The organism is Lentzea sp. NPDC051208, assembly GCF_040682435.1.
Lineage (GTDB): Bacteria > Actinomycetota > Actinomycetes > Mycobacteriales > Pseudonocardiaceae > Lentzea > Lentzea kristufekii.
In genome coordinates this window covers 144,620-163,529 of record NZ_JBFBAW010000019.1, presented here as the reverse complement: position 1 = coordinate 163,529, position 18,910 = coordinate 144,620, and the positions used below count along the sequence as shown (strand labels likewise).

General features: G+C 70.6%; 18 protein-coding genes. 11 read left to right on the top strand and 7 right to left on the bottom strand.

Going from position 1 to position 18,910, the window contains the following annotated elements; all coding sequences use genetic code 11:
• Positions 1 to 174 precede the first annotated feature (174 nt).
• The 3 genes from AB0M48_RS36395 to AB0M48_RS36385 all read right to left on the bottom strand — a co-directional run bounded on the left by AB0M48_RS36395 (position 175) and on the right by AB0M48_RS36385 (position 2,825).
• Positions 175 to 483 (bottom strand): DUF1540 domain-containing protein, encoded by a 309-nt coding sequence (locus AB0M48_RS36395; RefSeq protein ID WP_319988807.1) that lies wholly within the window; start codon positions 481 to 483, stop codon positions 175 to 177.
• Between the two features lie 108 nt (positions 484 to 591).
• On the bottom strand, positions 592 to 1,359 hold the full coding sequence (locus AB0M48_RS36390) for an amino acid ABC transporter ATP-binding protein (RefSeq protein WP_363850771.1): 768 nt from the start codon (positions 1,357 to 1,359) through the stop codon (positions 592 to 594).
• The gene (locus tag AB0M48_RS36385) at positions 1,356 to 2,825 is read right to left on the bottom strand and encodes an ABC transporter substrate-binding protein/permease (RefSeq protein WP_363850768.1); all 1,470 of its coding nucleotides are present in this window, start codon (positions 2,823 to 2,825) and stop codon (positions 1,356 to 1,358) included. Before AB0M48_RS36385 ends, AB0M48_RS36390 begins: the two co-directional genes overlap by 4 nt.
• A gap of 76 nt (positions 2,826 to 2,901) precedes the next feature.
• Between AB0M48_RS36385 and AB0M48_RS36380 the strand changes: the two genes are divergently transcribed.
• On the top strand, positions 2,902 to 3,672 hold the full coding sequence (locus AB0M48_RS36380) for an alpha/beta fold hydrolase (RefSeq protein WP_363850765.1): 771 nt from the start codon (positions 2,902 to 2,904) through the stop codon (positions 3,670 to 3,672).
• Here AB0M48_RS36380 and AB0M48_RS36375 read toward each other — a convergent pair.
• A complete protein-coding gene (locus AB0M48_RS36375) occupies positions 3,656 to 4,408 on the bottom strand; it encodes a class I SAM-dependent methyltransferase (RefSeq protein WP_363850762.1) in 753 nt (250 codons plus the stop codon). The genes AB0M48_RS36380 and AB0M48_RS36375 overlap by 17 nt on opposite strands.
• A gap of 95 nt (positions 4,409 to 4,503) precedes the next feature.
• Between AB0M48_RS36375 and AB0M48_RS36370 the strand changes: the two genes are divergently transcribed.
• The 5 genes from AB0M48_RS36370 (at position 4,504) to AB0M48_RS36350 (ending at position 9,138) form a co-directional block, all read left to right on the top strand.
• On the top strand, positions 4,504 to 5,088 hold the full coding sequence (locus AB0M48_RS36370; RefSeq protein WP_363850759.1) for an NAD(P)-binding domain-containing protein: 585 nt from the start codon (positions 4,504 to 4,506) through the stop codon (positions 5,086 to 5,088).
• Positions 5,085 to 6,104 (top strand): LLM class flavin-dependent oxidoreductase, encoded by a 1,020-nt coding sequence (locus AB0M48_RS36365; protein WP_363850757.1) that lies wholly within the window; start codon positions 5,085 to 5,087, stop codon positions 6,102 to 6,104. Before AB0M48_RS36370 ends, AB0M48_RS36365 begins: the two co-directional genes overlap by 4 nt.
• A 114-nt stretch (positions 6,105 to 6,218) precedes the next feature.
• Entirely contained in the window at positions 6,219 to 7,010 is a 792-nt protein-coding gene (locus AB0M48_RS36360) for a glycoside hydrolase family 20 zincin-like fold domain-containing protein (protein WP_363850754.1), read from the top strand.
• 203 nt (positions 7,011 to 7,213) lie between these two features.
• Positions 7,214 to 7,903: a response regulator transcription factor gene (locus tag AB0M48_RS36355; RefSeq protein WP_363850751.1), complete on the top strand. Its 690-nt coding sequence runs from the start codon at positions 7,214 to 7,216 to the stop codon at positions 7,901 to 7,903.
• A complete protein-coding gene (locus tag AB0M48_RS36350) occupies positions 7,900 to 9,138 on the top strand; it encodes a HAMP domain-containing sensor histidine kinase (protein ID WP_363850748.1) in 1,239 nt (412 codons plus the stop codon). The genes AB0M48_RS36355 and AB0M48_RS36350 overlap by 4 nt, the downstream gene beginning before the upstream one ends.
• A gap of 243 nt (positions 9,139 to 9,381) precedes the next feature.
• Here AB0M48_RS36350 and AB0M48_RS36345 read toward each other — a convergent pair whose 3' ends face one another.
• The 3 genes from AB0M48_RS36345 to AB0M48_RS36335 all read right to left on the bottom strand — a co-directional run bounded on the left by AB0M48_RS36345 (position 9,382) and on the right by AB0M48_RS36335 (position 12,086).
• Entirely contained in the window at positions 9,382 to 9,771 is a 390-nt protein-coding gene (locus tag AB0M48_RS36345) for a hypothetical protein (protein ID WP_363850745.1), read from the bottom strand.
• 44 nt (positions 9,772 to 9,815) lie between these two features.
• Positions 9,816 to 10,157, bottom strand: coding sequence for a hypothetical protein (locus AB0M48_RS36340; protein ID WP_363850742.1), 342 nt, complete (start codon positions 10,155 to 10,157; stop codon positions 9,816 to 9,818).
• A 432-nt stretch (positions 10,158 to 10,589) separates the two neighbouring features.
• Positions 10,590 to 12,086 carry an aromatic amino acid ammonia-lyase gene (locus AB0M48_RS36335; RefSeq protein WP_363850739.1) on the bottom strand — a complete coding sequence of 499 codons (1,497 nt, stop codon included), beginning with the start codon at positions 12,084 to 12,086 and terminating at the stop codon, positions 10,590 to 10,592.
• A 63-nt stretch (positions 12,087 to 12,149) separates the two neighbouring features.
• Here AB0M48_RS36335 and AB0M48_RS36330 point away from each other — a divergent pair, with 63 nt between their 5' ends.
• The 5 genes from AB0M48_RS36330 to AB0M48_RS36310 are packed head-to-tail and all read left to right on the top strand — an operon-like array spanning position 12,150 to position 18,897.
• The gene (locus AB0M48_RS36330) at positions 12,150 to 13,694 is read left to right on the top strand and encodes an NAD(P)-binding domain-containing protein (RefSeq protein WP_363850736.1); all 1,545 of its coding nucleotides are present in this window, start codon (positions 12,150 to 12,152) and stop codon (positions 13,692 to 13,694) included.
• Complete coding sequence (locus AB0M48_RS36325) at positions 13,681 to 15,054, top strand: long-chain fatty acid--CoA ligase (RefSeq protein ID WP_363850733.1); 1,374 nt, start codon at positions 13,681 to 13,683, stop codon at positions 15,052 to 15,054. The genes AB0M48_RS36330 and AB0M48_RS36325 overlap by 14 nt, the downstream gene beginning before the upstream one ends.
• An 11-nt stretch (positions 15,055 to 15,065) precedes the next feature.
• Positions 15,066 to 16,616, top strand: a complete 1,551-nt coding sequence (locus AB0M48_RS36320; protein WP_363850730.1) for an NAD(P)-binding domain-containing protein — start codon at positions 15,066 to 15,068, stop codon at positions 16,614 to 16,616.
• Positions 16,613 to 17,608: an alpha-hydroxy acid oxidase gene (locus tag AB0M48_RS36315; RefSeq protein ID WP_363850728.1), complete on the top strand. Its 996-nt coding sequence runs from the start codon at positions 16,613 to 16,615 to the stop codon at positions 17,606 to 17,608. Before AB0M48_RS36320 ends, AB0M48_RS36315 begins: the two co-directional genes overlap by 4 nt.
• Complete coding sequence (locus tag AB0M48_RS36310) at positions 17,602 to 18,897, top strand: cytochrome P450 (RefSeq protein WP_363850725.1); 1,296 nt, start codon at positions 17,602 to 17,604, stop codon at positions 18,895 to 18,897. The genes AB0M48_RS36315 and AB0M48_RS36310 overlap by 7 nt, the downstream gene beginning before the upstream one ends.
• Positions 18,898 to 18,910: the final 13 nt, after the last annotated feature.

The window sequence follows — 18,910 nt, the reverse complement described above, 5'->3', positions numbered from 1 at the left end:
AGCCGGAGCCTCGTTGCCTGTCCGGGCCACCACACCGATCACAGCCGAACCGTGATCAACACCCTCCGCCGCCCAGCCTTAAGTTCCAGGCATTGGTTGTACGGGGGCGTGGGGGAGGTGCCGCGACGGATCCTGCTGAGCGCGAATACGCCGCCAACGTTCTGTGTCACGCCACTAGCGCGGCTGGTAGGTCAGGCAGTTCGCGTGGTGGTCGCCTTCGCCCTGGCCGACTCGCACGCTCTGCGCCGTGCATTCCAGCGAGGCGTTGTGCACGCAGTCGGTGCGGGAACAGGCGCCTACCTGCGCGACGACCTTGTCCAGGCCGCCCTTCGTACCCAATGGGATGAAGGTGCCGCAGTCGGCAGCGCCGTTGTCACCGCGCACGGTGATCGCGAACGCGTGGCATCCGTCGTGGTTGTAGGAGCAGTCGTGCACGGTGCAATCGTGGACTGCGGGCATCGCCGGGTTCTCGAGGGTGGTCATGTCCGCTCCTGCCGTGGTGGGAAAGGTTCGGTAATCGCGACGATGCCACCACCGCAGGAGCCCCGCAATTCGACAGGAATTTAGGCGAGCCTATCCTCAAGAATCATTTCAGCCGTGGTCGAGAACGCGCCGCAGGAACCGCCGGGTGCGTTCTTCCCGCGGGTCGGCGATGACCTGACCAGGCGGTCCGTGCTCGACGATCACGCCTCCGTCCAGGAACAACACCTGGTCGGCGACCCGCTCGGCGAACCGGATCTCGTGCGTGACGATGACCGTGGTCCACCCTTCCGAGGCCAGGTCTTTGATCACCGCGAGCACCTCCCCCACCAGTTCCGGATCGAGCGCCGAGGTGGGTTCGTCGAACAGGACGACACGAGGTTTCAAAGCCAGTGCACGGGCAATGCCCACGCGTTGTTGCTGGCCACCGGAAAGCTGGTACGGGTACGAATCAGCTTTGTCCGAGAGGCCCACCTGGTCCAGCAGTGCGCGTGCCTCCCCCACGACCTCGTCCAGTGGGCGTTTCTGGGCGACGACCGGCCCTTCGGTGAGATTCTGCAGGACCGTGCGGTGCGGGAAGAGGTTGTGCGACTGGAAGACCATGCCGCTCTGCGCCCGCAGCCGCGCGCCTGCCGCCCGGCCTTCCTTGCCCGGTGGCAGGGCGGAGAAGTCGACCGACACGTCGTCGATGCGGACCAGGCCGCGATCCGGCGTGTCGAGGGCGTTGAGCGAGCGCAGGAGGGTGGTCTTGCCGGAGCCGGACGGGCCCAGCAGGACGGTCGAGGTGCCGCGCGGGGTGGTGAAGCCGATGCCGCGCAGGACGTCCAGGTCGCCGAAGGACTTGTGCAGCCCGGAGACCTCGATGCGGATGTCGTTCATGCGATCACGTACCTGTTCAGCCTGGTCTCCAGTCGTTTCTGCGCGGCGGACAGGGCCACGCAGACCACCCAGTAGTAGAGCCCCGCGAACGAGTACAGGGCGAGGAACTCGTTGCTCTCGGCCGCGGCCAGCTGGGACTCGCGGAAGAGCTCGGTCAGCAGCACGACCGATCCCAGCGACGTGTCCTTCAGCAACGACAGCAGCGTGTTGGACAGCGGCGGCACGGCGGTGCGGGCGGCCTGGGGCAGCACGATGCGGCGCAACGTCTGCGCGTAGCCGAAGCCGATCGTGGCCGCCGCCTCGAACTGCCCGCGCGGCACGGACAGGATCGCCGAGCGGATCACCTCGGCCGCGTAGCCGGCGACGTTCAGCGAGAACGCGACGACGGCGGCCGTGAAGGGCGGGAACTTCAGGCCTACCTGCGGCAGGCCGTAGAAGACGATGAACAGCTGCAACAGCAGCGGGGTGCCGCGGATGACCGAGATGAACGCCCGCGCGAGGCCGGACAGCACGCGGTACGGCGAGATCCGGGCCAGCGCCACCAGCAACGCGAGCGCGAGGCCGATCGCGAACGACAGCGCGGTCAGCGGGACGGTGACCTTGACCAGGCCCACGAACATCGGCCACGCCGTCGAGCGCAGGACGTCCCACGTGCTGCGCGGGCCACGTCCCTCGGACAGGTCCGCCGCGCCACCGTCCTGCACGGACACGTCGGCCTTGAAGTACTTCTGGGAGATGCCGCGCAACGTGCCGTCGGCCTTCAGGGCGTCGATCGCCTGGTTCGCCTGCGACAGCAGCGCGGCGTCGGCCTGGCGCAGGGCCAGCACCTGTTCGCTGCCCGCCTGGCCCGCGTCGCCCGCGATCTCGACGTCCTTCGAGCCGGTGGTGGCGAGGTAGTCGAGGACGGCGATGTTGTCGTTGACGATCGCGTCGACCCGGCCCTGCTGCAGCAGGGCGGCGGCTTGGGCGAAGCCTTCGACGGCCTCGACCCTCGCGCCGGCGTCGCGGGCGACCTTCGCCCAGTTGCTGGTGCTGGACTGGGCGGTGGTCCTGCCGCTGAGATCCGCGATGGACTTGATGCGGTCGTCGCCGGTGCGGCGGACGATCACACCGCGCGAGTAGGTGTAGGTACTCGACAGACCGTACTTATCGGCGCGTTCGGGGTTGCGCGACACCTGGTTCGCGACGAGGTCGATCCGTGAGGAGTCGAGGGCGGGGAAGATCGCGTCCCACTGCGTCTCGACGAACTCCAGCCGCCAGCCGGCCTTGGCGGCGATCGCCTTGACGACCTCGACGTCGTAGCCGGTCAGCTCCTGGGTCTGAGGGTCGTGGAACGAGAACGGCGGGTAGGTGCCTTCCGTGCCGACGCGGACCAGCGGCGGTTGCTCTTGTTGCGCGGACGCCGGTGCGGGGACGACGATCATCAGCAGCAGGAGCAGCACCGCGCTCCTGAACACTTGTCGCATCCGGGCAGGGTAGAGCGGACCGGGCGGGCGGTGCTGAAGATCCACTATGCGGGACGGGGCGTGCGGCATGGCAACGGTGACCACAGCGGACGGACAGCTGGTGTCCTACGTGGACCACGGCGGGGACGGTCCGGCGGTCGTGCTGCTGCACAGCTTCCTGATGGACGCGTCGATGTGGGCGCCGCAGGTCGAGGCGTTCGGTGACCGGTACCGGCTGATCGCGATCGACGAGCGCGGCCACGGTGCCACACCCGCGACCGCGCCGTTCGACCACTGGGACGTCGCCCGCGACGCGCTCGCCGTGCTCGACGAGCTGGGGATCGGCGGTGCGGCCGTCGCCGGCACCAGCCAGGGCGGGTTCGTGGCGCTGCGGATGGCGTTGCTGGCGCCGGAACGGGTGACGGCGCTCGTGCTGCTCGGGACGTCCGGCGAGACCGAGGACGAGCAGATCTCCGACGCGTACCAGCAACTCGCCGAGGTGTGGATCGCGCAGGGCCCGGACACGGTGACCGAGGCCGTCGCGAACATCTGCCTGGGCGACTACGACGCGTCCGGGTGGACGCCGAAGTGGAGCGAGGTCGAACCCGAACGGCTGCGGCTGATCATGAACGCCCTGGTCGGCCGTGAAGGCGTGCTGGACCGGATCACCGAGGTCGACGTGCCCGCGCTGGTGCTGCACGGCACCGCGGACCTCGCCTACCCCGTGGCGAAGGCCGAGGCTCTCGTCGCAGCGCTGCCCAAGGCCGAGCCGCTCGTGCTCGTCGAGGGTGGCGCGCACTTCCTGAGCCTCACGCACGCCGCGGACGTGAACCCGCACGTGGAGCGGTTCCTCAGCGCGAACCTCTGACGGCCCAGGCCTTCGCGGTCAGCTCGATCGGGCCCTGCGCCGGGAGACGGGAGCGGAGCAGTTCGCGGATGGCGTCGCGCTGCTCCGGCGGGAGCTTCGCGACGTAGGCGGGCGCGGCGCCCGTGCCGCCCAGGAACGGGTCCCAGAAGTCGGCGAAGTCGCGGAACACCGTCGGCACGACGATGCCCGTCACCTCGACGTCGCGCAGGCCGGCGCCGGTCCACAACGCGCGCAGGGGCTCGGCGCCGCTCACGGCGCTGAAGCGCAGTCCCTCGTCGTGCGCGGCCGCGGCGGGGTCGACGTCCATCGCGGCGTCCCAGAACAGCCGCATCATCTGCATGCCGCTCACGTAGTCCCACACGTACGAGCCGACGCACGGGGCCACGCGGGCGAACTCCCCCACGGCCTGGGCGGCGTCGGGCACGAACGTGAGCACGAGTCCGCTGACCACGACGTCGGCCGTGCGTTCGCCCAGGTCAGTGGCATCGCCGACGGCGAACCCGGCGTCGGGGACGCGGCTGCGGGCGCGGTCCAGAAAGCCCTTCGACGGGTCCACGCCGGTGACCGCGGCCGGACGGGTGTGCGCGAGCACGGCCTCGGTCAGCACGCCCGTGCCGCAGCCGACGTCGAGCCACGTCCGGCCGGGCGGCACGTCCAGCCAGCGCAGGAACTCCACCGCCACCAGCTGGCTCCACCGGCCGATGTACCGCTCGTACGCGTCACCCAGATCCCACACGCGTCGAAGGTAACCCAGCCGCCACCCCTGCGGAATAAACGGGGGCTGGTCCGGTTAAGCTAGGTGATACATCAACTAGCGAGGTCCGGTGTGCTGTGAAGATCGCTGTTCTCGGTGCGGGCCACGTCGGTCCCGTCATCGCCCGCCTGGCCCTGGCGGCGGGCTACGAGGTGGGCATCGCGGGCTCGGGTGACCCAGCGCGGATCGAGATGATCACCGAGTTCCTCGCCCCCGGCGCCGTCGCGCTGACGGCCGCCGACGCCGTGGCGGACGCGGACCTCGTCGTGCTGGCGATCCCGTGGCACCGCTTCCCCGCGCTCGAACCGGGGATGTTCGCGGGCAAGGTCGTCATCGACTCGATGAACCACTGGCCACCCGCCGAGGCTCCCCTGGGCACGAGCGAAGAGGTCGCGCGCCGGCTGGTCGGCGCCGACGTCGTGAAGACCCTGAACCACGTCGCCTACCAGGACATGGAACCCGCCGGTGGCCGTGCCGTCGGCATCGCCGGTGACTCGCCCGACGCCGTGCAGGCCGTCGCGGAGTTCCTGGAACGCATCGGGTTCGACCCGGTGCCGGTGGGGTCCCTGGCCGCGGGACGGCTGCTGGAACCCGGCAGCCCGGTGTTCGGCGTCGCGGCCCGCAGACAGGAATTCGAGAACTTCATCAAGGAGCAGTCATGACCACGTTCGGACTCGACACGTTCGGTGACGTCACCCAGGACGCTTCCGGCACCCCGCTCACGCACGCCCAGACGATCCGCGACGTGGTAGAGCAGGGCGTGCTCGCCGACCAGGTCGGCCTCGGCTTCTTCGGCATCGGCGAGCACCACACCCCGGACATGCCGCTGTCGGCCGCCGACGTCGTGCTGGCCTCGATCGCCGCCCGCACGTCGTCGATCCACCTCGGTTCGGCGGTGACGGTGCTCAGCTCGGACGACCCGGTGCGCGTGTACCAGCGCTTCTCGACGCTGAACGCGGTGTCGGACGGCCGCGCGGAGATCATCCTGGGCCGCGGGTCCAGTGTGGACTCGTTCCCGCTGTTCGGCTACGACCTCGCGGACTACGAGGACCTGTTCGAGGAGAAGACGCACCTGTTCGCCGAGTTGCTCAAGGGCGGCCCGATCACCTGGCAGGGCAAGACCCGTGCGGCGCTGCACGAGCAGGACGTCGTGCCCTACACCGAGCCGTTCCCGACGTGGATCGGCGTGGGCGGCAGCCCGCAGTCGGTGGTGCGCGCGGCCTCGTACGGCTTCTCGCTGATGCTCGCGATCATCGGCGGCCACCCCGGCCGGTTCGCGCCGTTCTCGGAGCTCTACAAGCACGCGCTGGAGAAGTTCGGCCGCGACCCGCTGCCGATCGGCATCCACTCCCCCGGTCACGTGGCGCCGACCGACGAGGAGGCGCGGGAGGAGTTCTGGCCGCACTACCTCGACATGATCGGCCGGCTCGGCAAGACGCGGGGGTTCGCCACGCCGACGCCGGAGTCGTACGCGCACGAGGTGGGCCCGCACGGCGCGCTGTTCGTCGGGTCGCCGGAGACGGTCGCGGAGAAGATGGCGCGCACCATGAAGAAGCTCGACGCGAGCCGGTTCGACCTCAAGTACGGGATCGGCGGGCTGTCGCACGGGTCGCTGATGCGCACGATCGAGCTGTACGGGACGAAGGTCGTCCCGTTGGTGCAGGACATGCTCTCCTGAGGTGAGCGGGGACGGTCGATGTGATCAGCGCGACAGGCACCGGAACCCCGTTCCGCGTCCGATCGCCGGAACTCAGCTGATACACCCAGCGTTAGCTCGCTGGAGAGGAAACCGGTGATTGTTCCCATGCCCACGAGCGCGCCCCGTCGCACGGGCTCGTTCGTACTGACCGAAGACGTGACCGTCCGGGTGACCGGGCAGGCGCGCACCGCGGCCGCGATGCTGCGCGAGCACGTCTTCCGGCAGACCGGCTACCTGCTGGCGGAGTCGCCCGACGGCATGCTGATGGTGTCGCACGACCCGGCCATGCGCGGGCTCGGCCCCGAGGGGTACGCGCTGCTGGTCAGCAACGACGCCATCATGCTGCGCGCGGGCACCCAGGCCGGGCTGCGGCACGGCGTGCAGACGTTCCGGCAGCTGATGACCGGCGACGGCACGGTCCGCGCGGCCGACGTGCGCGACTCCCCCGCGTTCGCGTGGCGCGGTGTGTCGAGCGCGTTGCTGGCACCGGCCGAGATGCGCAAGGCGATCGACCGGATGGCCGCCTACAAGCTCAACGTGCTGCACGTCTTCCCGGACGGAGATCCCGACGCGCTGCGCGACCTCGTCGAGTACGGTCGCGATCACGGCATCACCGTCGTGCCCGAGCTCGGTCCGGCAACGGTCGAGTTGCTGGAGCTGTTCCCGAGCCGCTGGGTGCACATCGGCACCGCCAGGCTGACGACGAAGTTCGCCGGTCTGCTCGAACGCCACGGCAAACTGCCGGTGCGCTGGCACGACGGGGACGCCGCCGTTCTCGGCCCGCACGGCAAGCTCGCCGAGGGGGACGACGGCCTGCGCGCCATCGCGACCGCGGGCTGGGTCGGCGAACTGCGCACCGCCTCGGCCGTGGCGCCCGCCTGGTAGGTCGTTCACAGTCGTCGCGTGATCGCAGGTCACGCGACGACCGCGGTTCACATGTTTATCTTTGATCAGCGGGCGCCCAGGGGCCGCTGAAGCCGCGCGACCGGCGATGTTGTGTCACAGCAGGCCTTCCGGTCACATCCGTGAACCTGTCCGTTGGCTGTTGCCCGCTGAATCGAAGCTGATCACGTGCGATCGTGGATTCCGTGCGGGCCTCTTCGAAGTCGCGGTCAGTCCAGCGGTTCCGGCTTTTGCTCGTGGACGACGACCGCGAGCTGGTGGAGTTGCTCGCCGCGGTGCTGCGCGGTGAGGGATACGACGTCGACACCGCCTTCGACGGCCAGCGCGGACTGCACCTCGCGCTCACCCGGCCCTACGACGTGGTGGTGATCGACCGCGTCCTGCCGGTCGTGGACGGGCTGGACCTGTTGTCCCGGTTGCGTTCCCGGTCCGTGCGTACGCAGGCCCTGATGCTCACCGCGATGGGGTCGGTGCACGACCGGATCGACGGCCTCGACGCCGGCGCCGACGACTACCTGGCCAAGCCGTTCGACCTGGGCGAGCTGACCGCGCGGCTGCGGGCGCTGTGCCGGCGGGCGGCGGAACTGGCCGCGGTCCTGCGCATCGGCGCCGGCCGCCTGGAGCTCGAACAACACCAGGTCGTGCTGCCCGACGGCGAGAAGGTGCCGCTCACCACCAGGGAGTTCGCGCTGCTGCGGGTCCTCGCCACACATCCGGAGACGGTGCACACGCGGGCTGCGTTGCGGCGCACGGTGTTCTGCGACGCACCCTCCCAGTCCATTGTGGACACCTACGTGCACTACCTGCGTTCGAAGGTGGGGCGTTCGGTGGTGCAGACGGTGCAGGGGATCGGCTACCGGTTGGGGGCGCTGTGAGGTCGTGGGCCGAGGCGGAGCGCGCGGAGGTCCGCCGGGCGCGGCTGAGGGTCAGCGTGCTGGTGGGCCTGGCGATCACGCTGATGATCACGTTCGTCGGCGTGATCGCCTACGTCGTCATCGCGCACGGGCAGGAAACCCAGGTGGCGCGCGAACTCCGCTACAACGTCCACTACGGCGTGCCGGGCGTCGCGCCCCGGTGCGCGTGGGTGTTCGTGCTGGAGGACGGCGTGCTGCACGAGGGTGAGCTCCAGGTGCCGGGTGGGTTCCCGCTGCGCGACGACATCGACGCCGTGCACGGCTCAGGCGTCGCCGTGTCCCGCGACGTCACCGCGAACGGCACGGAGTACCGGGTGCTCACGGCGCCGGGCGCGGACGGCACGACGGTGCAGGCGGTGTTCGACATGCGCTACCAACTCGCCGACCGCACGCACCTGTTGCAGGCGCTGGCGATCGCGCTGGCCTGCGGCCTGCTGGCGGCAGCACTGATCGGCCTCGGCATCAGCCGCCGCACGGTGGGCCCCTTGGCGGAGGCGCTGGCGAGACAACGCCGCTTCGTCACCGACGCGAGCCACGAGCTGCGCACCCCCATCGCCCGCGCCTACCTGCGCGCCCAACTGCTCGCCGCCCACCTGCCCGACGACCAGCGAACCGACCTCGACGCGCTGGCCAGGTCGATCCGCGGCCTCGCCGACGTGGTGGACGACCTGCTGGCCTCCGCGCAGCTCCCCCGGCGGCTCGACGGCAGACCCGTGGACCTGGCCGACGTGGCCGAAGCCGCCGTCGTCGGCGAGACCGAACGCGCCGCCGAGCGGCGGATCACGGTGTCGCTGGACCACCCCGGGCACCCGGTGATGGTGCAGGGCGTCGAGACCGGGCTGCGCCGGGCCGTCGACGAGCTGCTGGCCAACGCCGTCCGGCACACGCCGGAGGGCGGGCGGATCTCGGTGGGCGTGCGGAGTGGTGGTGGGACGGCCGAGCTGGTCGTGGCGGATGACGGCGAGGGGTTCGAGGCCGGGGAGGCGGAGCGGTTGTTCGAGCGGTTCCACCGGGGTGCGGGTGAGGGGCGGTTCGGGCTGGGGCTCGCGCTGGTGCGGGAGATCGTGACCGGGCACGGCGGGACGGTGGAGGCGGTGGGGCGGCCTGGGCTGGGGGCTCGGTTCACGGTGCGGATTCCGGTGGCCGGGGAGGGGGCGTTGGTGGCGCGGGAGGAGATCGCCAGCGCCTGTCCGTGAGGCCGGTGGTCACGGACGTTCGCCTGGGACCGGTGGTGTCGATCTCCTACCGAGGGACCGGGGTTCTCATGTCGGCCAGCCGGGCGTTGCTCATCCCGTAGCCGCTCTCGCGGTGATCGTGCTCGGCGCGGTCGCCGACGGCGTGACGCTGGTCGACCTCCACGACCGCATCCCGGCCCCCTGGGGACGCGTCGCCCAGGCCGAGCGGCGTTCCTCGTCACCACCGCGCGACTGGGCTCCGCCCTACCAGAGGGTCGCCGGCCCCGCGACGACCCAGCCGGCGTCGGTGGGTTTGACCCAGAAGCTCAATGCCACCTCGATCACCTCCGCGCGGTACGTGATCTCGACGTGGACCCGGTCGCCCGCGTGGTCCCCGGTGAAGTCCCCGAGATCGAGTTCGCGGAGCCAGGACAGGTCCTGCTCGGCCTCGGCGGCAAAGCTGGGAGGCGTGTCATCCGCACCGGCGCTCCGTCCGACCGAGCCCTTCCACAGTGCCTTGAGCACGTGCCGGCTCGACGAGCCGACGACGAGCTGTTCGGCCTCGGCCACCTCCCCGGCCTGGAGCAGGTCGAAGTAACGGCGGACGACCGCGTCGACGTCGGTCCTGGCGGGATGCTCCGTCCAGATCTGCACCGCGAGACGCTACAACACCGAGGGTGACCACTCGTGCAGCCGGCTCACACCCGGAGCAGGGTGTGCAGCTCGCCGAGCGGGTCGGTGGTGGCGAGCACGCGGGCGCCGTCGGGGAGCAGCAGCAGAGGGCCGTGCGAGGACCGCGCCGCGAGCAGCGCCTGCTCCCAGATCAGGACGATCTGGACGATGACCGCTTGGTAGGCGTGGTGGGCGTCGCTGTTGCGGGGCTTGCCGAACCGGCGGTAGATCTCCTTGTCGAGCACGTTCCGCCCTCGCTCGCGCCCCAGCCCGGCACCCGTGAACGTCGCCACGAACGTGCTGGCGGCGAGCGGGCGGATCGCCGCGCCGAGCAACGCTTCGACGCCGCCGACTGAAGTCTCGGTCATGAACGGCACGGTACCGACGACGTGGGGGACGTGGCGGCTGCCCGCGCAGAGTGACGTAGGCGAGATCAGAGCGTCGGCGGGTGGTGCGGGCGCTCGTGGTGGCGAGCGTGGAAGTCGGCACCACGGGAGGAGGAGTGCACCGCGATGACCACTACCCGCAAGCTCAGCGGCCGTGCCCGCAGGGCCGTGTTGCTCGTGGCACGTCCTGTCGGCAGCGGCGTGGCTCGGCTTCGGTCTCGCGCTCGGCATCCTCGCCGTGGCCATACTGTCCACAAAGGACTCCGGTGCCGCGGGCATCGCGATCCGGGCGGTGGACATGTTCGCTATCTGGCCTGTGCTCGGAGCGAGCGTCGTGTGCATGGTCTCCGGCGCGGTACTGGGCAGCGGCGACTCGGCAGCGGCAGGCCTTCGGCCACCGCCCGAGCCGCCCCCTCACCACTGCCTGCTGACCACCACCTCCGCCGCCACCCGGACGTCCGCGTCCAGCGGGCGGTCCGGGTCCACCGGCTCGATGGCCGAGGCCAGCGCGTCCAGCAACGCCGCGCACCGGGGTGCGGTCGGGCGGCGGCCGCCCACGTGCACGGCCTGGCGCAGGCCCAGGGCGAGGGAGCCGCACAGCAGGCGCAGCAGCTCCGCGAGGTCGTAGGCGCGCAGCGCTGCCTGGGTGCCGAACGGCACCACGTCCTGGTTGTGCAGGTTGGTCGGCAGGCTCTGGGTGCTGGCCGGCAGGACGCCGCGGCGGATCTCGGCGACGAAGGCGGTCGTGGCCAGTTGGACGCCCTGCAGTCCGTGTTGCCGGCCCGGGCCGGCGGCGAGCATGGGTGGGAGGCCGGTGTTGCGGGCCGGGTCGACGAGCAGGTCGAGTTGGCGTTCGGCCAGGTTGCCGAGTGAGGCCGTGACCATGGCCAGGACGTCGGCGGCGAAGGCGGCGGGCTGGCCGAAGAAGTTGCCGCCGTGGGCGATCAGGTCGTCCGCGGGGAAGAACAGCGGGTTGTCGCTGACGCCGGCCAGGTCCGAGGCCACGACGCTGTCGGCGTAGCGCAGGGCGTCCTCGGCGGCGCCGAGGAGCTGGGGTGCGCAGCGGATGCTGTACGGCTCCTGCAGGGCGCGCAGGCCACTGGGCGTGGTGCCGTCGAGCATGGAGCGCATCCGAGACGCGACGGTCACGGCTCCTGGGTGGCCGAAGGCGGAGATCAGGCGTGGGTCGGTGAAGCCGGGGTCGGCGCCGACGATGTCCACGAGCAGGCACGTCAGGTCGGCCAAAGCGACGTGCGAGGAACGCACGGACGACAGGGCGAGGGCCAACGCCGCCGTCGTGACGGAGGTGCCGTTGACCAGGGCCAGGGCGTCGCGGCCGTCCAGTTGCAACGGGGTGAGTCCGGCGGAGGCAAGGGCGTCGGCGGCGGGCCGGCGGACGCCGTCGAGGTAGGCGTGTCCCCGGCCGCGCAACGCCTGGGCGGCGTAGGCGAGCGGGATGAGGTCTCCGCTGGCACCGACGGAGCCGTAGCGCGGGATGGCCGGGACGAACGTCGTCGCGAACATCGCGGACAGGCCCTCGACGACGTGCGAGGACACGCCGGAGAGGCCCTGTGCCAGGGACCAGGTGCGCACCAGGAGTGCGGCTCTGGCGATGTCCAGGGGCAGGTCGGGGCCTTGGCCCGCGCCGAGGTGTGCGAGGGTGTTGTCGCACTGGTCGGCTTCGGTGGACCTGCCCGCGAAGCCCACCAGGGCGCCGAACCCGGTCTTGGCGCCGTACACCGGGCGCTCGTCGTCGGCCAGGACCGTGCGCAGGTAGGCGCGGCCTCGTTCGACTCGGTCGAGCACGTCGGATCCGACGAGCACGGGTAGCGGCCCGGAAGCGCGCAGCAGGTGCGGAACGGTCAGGGGTGAACCCAGGTCCACGGACGTGTCTGAGGCGGTCGCGGTCACCGCACGGACGGTAGGCAGCCGATCTCAGAAAGTTCTGAGATCGCGTGGGTAGCTTCCCCGTCCATGGCTCACGACTACCTGATCATCGGCGCGGGACCGGCCGGTTTGCAGCTCGCCGCACTGCTCGAGCGGGACGGTCGCGACTACGCCGTCCTGGAGCGCGGCAGCGGGGCCGGCACGTTCTTCACCCGCTACCCGCGGCACCGCAAGCTCATCTCCATCAACAAGGTCCACACCGGGTTCACCGACCCCGAGCAGCGGATGCGGATGGACTGGAACTCGCTGCTGCTCGACGACCCCGAGCTCCTCTTCACCCGCTACACGCCCCGGTACTTCCCGGACGCCGACGACATCGTCCGCTACTTCCAGGACTGCGCGGCGGGCCTGAAAGTCCACTACGACATCGATGTCACGAGCATCTCGCGCAACGGTGACGGGTTCGCGGCCATCGACCACACGGGACAGACCTGGCACGCGAAGAACCTCGTGATGGCCACCGGCGTCTCCCAGCTCCACGTGCCGCCGATCCCCGGCATCGAGCACGCCGAGCGCTACGACACCTTCGACACGGACCCGGAGTCGTTCACCGATCAGCGGGTGCTCGTGATCGGCAAGGGCAACTCGGGCTTCGAGACCGCCGACGCGCTGGTCGAGCACGCCGCCGTCATCCACGTCGCCGGACCGCACTCGGTGAAGCTCGCCTGGCAGACGCACTACGTCGGGCACCTGCGGGCGGTGAACAACAACTTCCTCGACACCTACCAGCTCAAGTCCGAGAACGCGGTCATCGACGGCACCGTCGAACACATCGAGCAACGGCCCGAAGGCGGCTTCCGGATCCAGTTCCGCTACGCGCGCTCGGCCGAGAGGACCCGCGAGCTGGAGTACGACCGCATCATCGCGTGCACGGGGTTCCAGTTCGACGCCTCGATCTTCGCGGAGGACTGCCGCCCGGCGCTGGTCATCAAGGACCGCTTCCCGCAGCAGACCTCGGCGTTCGAGTCGACGAACGTCCCCGGCCTGTACTTCGCCGGCACGATCACCCAGTCGCGGGACTTCAAGAAGTCGACCAGCGGGTTCATCCACGGCTTCCGCTACGGCGCCCGCGCGCTGCACCGCGTCCTGAGCGACCGCAACCACGGCACCCCGTGGCACGGCACCGATCTGGAGCTCTCACCCGAGGCGATCAGCGGGGCCGTCATCGCCAGGGTGAACACCTCGTCGTGCCTGTGGCAGCAGTTCGCGGTCATGGGCGACGTCGTGAGCGTCGACGACACCACCGCTCGGTACTCCGAGGAGGTGCCGGTCGCGTTCGTCGCGGACGGCGGCCTCGGCCCGGCCGAGCACCGGTTCGTCGCGACGCTGGAGTACGGGCCCGACCACGACACCGTCGACCCGTTCGACATCACCGTCCCCCGCGTCGCCGAGAACGACCCCGTCAACGCGGCCGGCGCGAGCTACCTGCACCCGGTGGTCCGCTACTACCGGCACGGCGTGCTCGCCGCGACGCACCACCTGGCCGAGAACCTGGAGAACCACTGGGACCTGCCGGAGGTGCACCAGCAGCCGCTCGTGCTGTTCGTGAAGGAATGCCTTGCCGGCGCGTGACACCGGGCCGTTCCCGCGGGCGGTGCTCGACGTGCTCGCCGCCGCCGCGGACCGGCCGGTGTTCGAGCACGGCACCCGCGTGGTGACCGGCGCGGAGTTGCTGGACCTGGTCGCGCGGATCGCGAACGGGTTGCGCGGCAAGGGTCTCGGCCCCGGTGACGGGGTGGCCCTGCTGCTCGGCGTGACCGTGGAGGCCTTCGCGACGATCCTGGCGGCCCACGCGGTGGGCGCGCGGGTGGCCGGGGTGCGGCCGGGGCTGACGGACGCGCAGGTCGAGCACCTGCTGAGCCTGGACATCAAGATCGTGCTCCGGGACGCCGACCTCGCCGGCCTGCTCGTCTCCTCCCCCGGTCCCCTGCGGTGCGACGGCCGTCCCGGCGACATCGCCCGGCTCATCCACACCAGCGGCAGCACGGGCGCTCCGAAGGCCTGCGCCCAGACCTACGCGTCCATGACCGACGCCTGGACCGCCCGTCCCGACGCCTGGCCTCCCGCGATCCGGGAGTTGGCGACCCGGCTCGACCGCTACCTCGTGTTCGGCTCGCTGTCGAGCCAGGTGATGTTCGAGTACGCGGTCCTCACCCTCACGGCCGGTGGCACGGTCGTCGTCGCCGACAACCCGGCCGACGCGATCACCCGGCTCAAAGCCACCGCACGCGTGATCACCGTGCCGGGCCTGGCGAAACTCGTCTCCTCCCAGAAGCGTGAACCCGCTGATCTGTCGGCGCTGCGGGCGTTGCTGGTGTCCGGCTCTCCCCTGACTCCCGATCGGCACCGCGAGGCTCTGGAGACCCTGGGACCGGTGCTGTTCCACGGTTACGGGCAGACCGAGACCGGCATGATCTCGATGGCCACGCCGGACGATCCCCCTGGCACGGTGGGAAGACCGCCGGTGGACGTGGAGATCCGCGACGGCGAGCTCTTCGTCCGCACTCCGGGCCAGGCCTGCGAGTACTGGGGCAACCCGGAGGAGTCCGCCGAAGTCTTCGTGGACGGCTGGGTCCGCACCCGCGACCTCGGCCGGTTCGACGCCTTCGGCTACCTGCGCCTGACCGGCCGGGCCCGCGACGTCGTGATCGTCAACGCGAACCTGCACTACATCGGCCCGATCGAGCAGGTGCTCGCCGAGCACCCGGACGTCGCCGAGGCCTACGTCGTCGCGGTGCCGGACGACGAGACCGGCGAGGCCGTGCACGCGTTCGTCGTACCGAAAGCCGATCGCGTTCCCGCACTCGACGAGCTCCAGGAGCTCGTGACCGAACGGCTGGGCGCGGCCTGCGCTCCCGTGCGGGTCACCGCGATCTCCGAACCACCCGTCGCTCCCAGCGGCAAACCAGACAAGCGTCAGCTGACTGCGTGAAGGAGAACGTCGTGTCCAGCGAGGTAACGACCGAATGTCTCGTGATCGGCGCCGGTCCGGCGGGACTGCAGGCTTCCTACCTGCTCAAACAGGCAGGACGCGACCACCTGGTGCTGGAGTCCGGCCAGGCCGCGGGAACGTTCTTCACCCGCTTCCCCCGGCACCGGCAGCTGATCTCCATCAACAAGATCCACACCGGCTGGGACGACCCCGAGCTGAACCTGCGCGTCGACTGGAACTCGTTGCTGTCCGACGATCCCGCGCTGCTGTTCACCGGCTACACCCCGCGCTACTTCCCGGACGCCGACGACATGGTCCGCTACCTCGGCGACTTCGCCGGCAAGTTCGACCTGCCGGTCCGCTACGACACCAAGGTCATCGAGGTGACCCGGCCGGACGACTTCGTGGTGCGCGACCAGCACGGCGGCACCTACCGCGCGAAGCGGATCATCGTGGCGACGGGCGTCTCGCAGCCGTACGTGCCGGACATCGAGGGCGTCGAGCACGCCGAGCACTACTACGACGTCTCCGTCGACCGGCAGGACTTCACGAACAAGAAGGTGCTGATCATCGGGCGCGGCAACTCGGCGTTCGAGACCGCCGACGCCCTCGTCGAGACCGCCTCGGTCATCCACGTCGCCGGGCCCGGTTCGCTGAAGCTGGCGTGGCAGACGCACTTCGTCGGCCACCTGCGAGCCGTGAACAACAACTTCCTCGACACCTACCAGCTCAAGTCGCAGAACGCCGTGCTGGACGGCCACATCGCGGGCATCCGCCGCGACGGAGACGACTACCTGGTGAAGGTCAGCTTCCAGCGGGTCGACGAGGTGATCAAGGAGATCCGCTACGACCGGGTGATCCTCGCGACCGGGTTCCGGTTCGACGCCTCGATCTTCGCACCGGAGTGCCGGCCGCAGCTGACGATCAGGTCGCGCTTCCCGGACCAGACGGCGGCGTGGGAGTCGGTGAACGTCCCGGACATGTTCTTCGCGGGCACGATCACGCAGATGCGCGACTTCAAGAAGTCGACCAGCGGGTTCATCCACGGCTTCCGCTACGGCGTGCGCGCACTGCACCGGATCGCCGAACAGCGCTACCACGGCGTGGACTGGCCCAGCCGCTCCGTCGACCCTGCGCCCGAGGCCGTCACCGAGGCGATCATCGAGCGGGTCAACCGGACCTCCGCGCTGTGGCAGCTGTTCTCGTTCCTCGCCGACGCCGTGCTGACCGGCGAGGACGGCTCGGTGCGCTACGTCGAGGAGGTGCCGGTCGCGCACCTGCACGAGGCCGTGGCACGCGGCGAGTTCGGCGACGTCGCGTCGTACCTGACGGTGACGCTGGAGTACGGCGCCGACCACGACAAGGTCAACCCGTTCGACATCACCGCGGGCCGCACCTCCCAGGACGACACCAGCGGGCTCGACGGCCGCTACCTGCACCCGGTCGTGCGGCGGTTCCGCGGCGGCGTGCTCGCCGACGAGCACCACATCACCGAGAACCTCGAGAACGAGTGGGACAGCGAGGCCGTGCACAAGGCCCCGCTGCGCGAGTACCTGCGGTGAACCCGGTGCTCGCGGAACTGCACGACAAGGCACGCGCGGTGCTCGACCCCGTTCACTACGACTTCTTCGCGGGCGGGGTCGGGGACGAGATCGTGCTCGCGGACAACGAGGCCGCGTTCCGGCGCCTCGCCCTGCTGCCGAGGGTGTTGCGGGGCAACGAGATCAGCCGGGACTTCCCCGTGTTGATCTCACCGACCGCGTTCCACAGGCTCGCCCACCCCGACGGCGAACTGGCGACCGCGCGGGCGGCGGGCGGAACGACGCTGGTGTCGAGCATGGCCTCGACCGTGCCGATCGCCGGGGTCGTGGCGGCCGCGACCGGGCCGGTGTGGTTCCAGCTCTACGTCCAGCCCGACATGGACGTCACGGAAGCCCTGGTGCGGCGGGCGGAACGGGCGGGGTGCGCGGCGTTGGTGGTGACGGTCGACTCCCCTGTCTTCGGCCGTCATCGGCGAGACATCGCGCACGGGTTCCACGACCTGCCCGCCGGGCTGGCCGCGGAGAACATGCGCGACCTGGCCGGGGTGGCTCTGCGGACCATCGAGATGTCGCCGGCGGTGTCGTGGGAGCACCTCGACCGCATCCGGGACATGACCGCGCTTCCGTTGTGGGTCAAGGGAGTCCTGCATCCGCAGGACGCGGTGCTCGCGGTCGGGCACGGCGTGGCGGGCATCGTCGTGTCCAACCACGGCGGCCGCCAGCTCGACCTCGTGCCGGCGTCGCTCGACGCGTTGCCCGCCGTGGTCGACGCGGTGGCCGGGCGGGTGCCGGTCGTGCTCGACGGCGGAGTCCGAAGTGGAGGGAACATCGCGCTGGCACTGGCGCTGGGAGCGTCGGCCGTCGGCATCGGCAGGCCCGTGCTGTGGGGACTGGCGGCGGACGGCGAGCAGGGCGTGCGGCGGGTGCTCGACGTGCTGCGCGACGAGTTCCAGCACGTCCTGGCGTTGTGCGGCGGCGAACTGACCAGGGACATGGTGGTGGCCCGGTGCTGAACTGGTTGCCCGGACGCGTGGTCGCGTTGCGCGCCAAGGTGTTCGAGAAGGTCAACGGCGACAACGCCATCACGTTCCCGAACGACCAGGTCGGCCCTGACCGCTTCCAGGAGCTCTACAGCCACCCCGCCGCGAACGGCCGCAGCAAGGGCGCCGGACTGTCGGACCTGTTCTGGTACTGGCTCTCCCCCGGCCCCGAGGTGCACCAGGAGCACCTGGAGGCCGGGCCGCGCTACGACGACGTGGCCCGCGCGACCCGCACCTTCCTCGCGGGATCGAGCGAGACGCTCTCGGCGGCCGCGACGCGCTGCACCGCCAAGGTGCTGGACGAGGTGATCACCGGCCGCGTCACCGCGGTGCGGTTGCGCGAGCTGATGATGCCGGTGTGGGCCGAGTACTTCTACGAGCTGGTGTTCGGCGAACCGTGCCCGCGCCACGCGCGCGACCTGATCGTCGCGCACGCCACCGACGTCGTAACCTCGTTGAAGTGCACCGGGTTGCGCCATCCCGCCCGCCGCGCCCGCCTCACCCGCTACCTGCGCGTCCGGCTCGCGGACGTCCGGCACCCGCTGCCCGCGACGCTGTCGGAGACCGACCAGGTGCACTACCTGCAGGGCACCTACTTCAACACCGCGGTCGTGCAGATGGCCGAGGCGATGACGCACCTGCTGCTCGCACTGGCCCAGCACCCCGAAGCGGCCCGGCGCGTCGACGACGACCGGTACTTCGCCCACGTCCTCGACGAGACCTTCCGGCTCTACCCGTTGTTCGGCATCGCCCACCGCATCACGACCGCGGACATCGAACTGGACGACCACACGTTCTTCCCCGCGGGTTCGGTGCTGTGCTTCAACTACCCCGCCTACCACGCCACCGGGTACGACCATCCCGACGTGTTCGACCCCGGCCGGTGGGAGAACACGGGGGCGCGCAACGAACACCACATCCCGTTCGGCGTCGCCGCCAACCGTCCGTGCCCGGCGTGGCGCCTGTCCCCCATCGCGATGCGCGCCTCCGCACGGGAAGTGCTGCGCCGCGTCACGCCGCACTCCTCCGTCACGCACACCCGCTCGTTGCCCAGCCGCGGGCCGTGCCTGCTCGTCCGCGACGGCCCGGTGCCCCGCTTCAGGCTTGCGGTGATGCGCGTGCGCGACCGCTGGGAGGACGTCTGGCGCAGCGTCGCCCAGCTCGTGCTCGGCACCGCGATGGTGCTGCACGCCCACCGGCTCCGGCCGGCCGGGCGCTACTTCGACACGCACGACACGCAGGGTTGCCCGGTCCGGCACTGACCCCAGGAGATCC

What these genes read in the sequence shown, in the direction of transcription:
- AB0M48_RS36395 (WP_319988807.1), bottom strand. Translation starts at nt 483, where the DNA reads ATGACCACCCTCGAGAACCCGGCGATGCCCGCAGTCCACGATTGCACC.
- AB0M48_RS36390 (WP_363850771.1), bottom strand. Translation starts at nt 1,359, where the DNA reads ATGAACGACATCCGCATCGAGGTCTCCGGGCTGCACAAGTCCTTCGGC.
- AB0M48_RS36385 (WP_363850768.1), bottom strand. Translation starts at nt 2,825, where the DNA reads ATGCGACAAGTGTTCAGGAGCGCGGTGCTGCTCCTGCTGCTGATGATC.
- AB0M48_RS36365 (WP_363850757.1), top strand. Translation starts at nt 5,085, where the DNA reads ATGACCACGTTCGGACTCGACACGTTCGGTGACGTCACCCAGGACGCT.
- AB0M48_RS36340 (WP_363850742.1), bottom strand. Translation starts at nt 10,157, where the DNA reads ATGACCGAGACTTCAGTCGGCGGCGTCGAAGCGTTGCTCGGCGCGGCG.
- AB0M48_RS36330 (WP_363850736.1), top strand. Translation starts at nt 12,150, where the DNA reads ATGGCTCACGACTACCTGATCATCGGCGCGGGACCGGCCGGTTTGCAG.